The organism is Streptomyces sp. NPDC007095 (assembly GCF_040634475.1).
Lineage (GTDB): Bacteria > Actinomycetota > Actinomycetes > Streptomycetales > Streptomycetaceae > Streptomyces.
Window position 1 is genome coordinate 1 of the sequence record NZ_JBEYFS010000507.1, and the last position, 1,699, is coordinate 1,699.

2 protein-coding genes are annotated in these 1,699 nt (G+C 67.0%); one reads left to right on the plus strand and one right to left on the minus strand.

Going from position 1 to position 1,699, the window contains the following annotated elements; translation table 11 throughout:
• Positions 1 to 693, plus strand: a 693-nt coding sequence (locus ABZ656_RS57800) for a polysaccharide lyase family 7 protein (protein ID WP_360280768.1), incomplete at its 5' end; no start/stop codon positions are given.
• Positions 694 to 1,135: 442 nt separating this feature from the next.
• Here the strand turns inward: ABZ656_RS57800 and ABZ656_RS57805 are convergent.
• Positions 1,136 to 1,699, minus strand: a 564-nt coding sequence (locus tag ABZ656_RS57805; protein ID WP_360280771.1) for a hypothetical protein, incomplete at its 5' end; no start/stop codon positions are given.

Below are 1,699 nucleotides of genomic sequence, written 5' to 3' on the forward strand. Positions count from 1 at the left end.
AGCGGCGCTGCGGATCCGCGAGTCGCACCCGGCGGCAACTTCGACCTGTCGATATGGCAGCTCCAGGAACCGGTCGGTTCGGGATCCCCGACCACCATCTCCTCGTCCCGGCTCCAGGGCCCCAGTGGTTACAAGGACTCCTACTTCTACACCGACCCCGACGGTGCCATGACCTTCTGGGCGCCCGAGAAGGGCGTCACCACGCCCAACGCCAAGTACGCCCGCTCGGAACTCCGGGAAGTGAACCGCGACGGCAGCGCCGCGCAGTGGTCGCCCAGCGGCACCCACCGGATGAGTGCGACCCTGCGCGTGGCGTCCGTGACGTCCCACGTGTGCGTGGGACAGATCCACCTGGGCGCCGGGGGCTCGTCCACCAAACCGCTTCTGGAGCTGTACTACGACTCGAATGGCGACATCGTCCTGGGCACCGAGAACTCACCCTCCGGCGGACAGACCAAGCACACGGTGGGGCATGTCTCGATCGGCGAGACCTGGAGCTACACCATCGGTGTCTCCGGCGGCAACACCATCGACTTGACCGTCAACGGCAGCACCACCCACTACCCCATCCCCTCGTCCTTCGAGCCGTACAAGCTGTACTTCAAGGCCGGGTCCTACAACCAGTCCTCGTCGGACAGCACCACGAACGGAGCTCGGGTCGCCTTCTACGGGCTGACCGTCTCCCACAGCTGATCCGGCTGCACGCGGCGGCAGCAGGGCCCGACGCCCAGGTGGCGGCGGGCCCTGCTGCCATGAGCTGGAGCGCAGGTGCGTGCGGGGCTGGACATCGACGCGTACGTCGGCGATGTCCGTTGCCGCCCGCCCTCGAAATCCTGGCGGAGGCCGGGACCGGACTACAGCGTGGCTGTGGCGTTGTTCAGCGGCTCCAGCATGTTGGATCGCCGAGACCTCCATCCCCTTGTCGTACAAGGCATGGACACCGGTGTGACGTTCGCGCCGCGGAACGGCGCGCAGGCCCTGCATCTCATCCGGAACGGGCGGAGCCGGCGTCCACAGCGGAACTGAGAACGTCGACGGTGAAGAAATCCGGCCACCGTTGCTGTGCGGTCCGGCGGGCGCACGTAGCCGGGCACCACCCACACCCAGGTGGTGCCCGGCTACGAAAGGAGCCCTCTTAGTTGTTGTCGGGATCGGTGCCCTTGGTGGTGGGGGTGGGTGTGTAGAGGTCGGTGCACTTGCCGTTCTGGAACAAGGGGCCTTCGACGACCGGGAGGTTGGGGCCGGGGTTTTGCACCACGGTGTTGAGTCCTGCGTGCGTGCCGGCGGTGACCTTGTCGGCGCATGCCTGGACCGCGGACTGGCTGTCTTCGCCGGCGCCGCCGACATACATGTCGAGCCAGGTGGTGGCACCCTTGGGAGCTGTCTTCAGGCTGTGGCAGGGGCCGTTCTGCGGGCTCTGGCCATCACCGCAGGCGTCCTCGACGACGAAGTACCTGCGTACCCGGGGCATGTAGAAACGGGTTCCGGCCGGATAGTCCAGCGTGTCCTTGCCGTTGGCCAGACTGTGTCCTACCGCAAGCGTGATCGGATCGGCGTAGGTGCCGGTACCCCCGGCCTGCCGATGCAGGACCGGGTTGGAGATCTGGCTGCTGCCCCGCGGGGTGTTGTCGAACCATGTGTAGCCCGTGGTGAACGCGGTATCGATGGTCTGACCGGCCCCGCCCGTCCCCGCGAAACC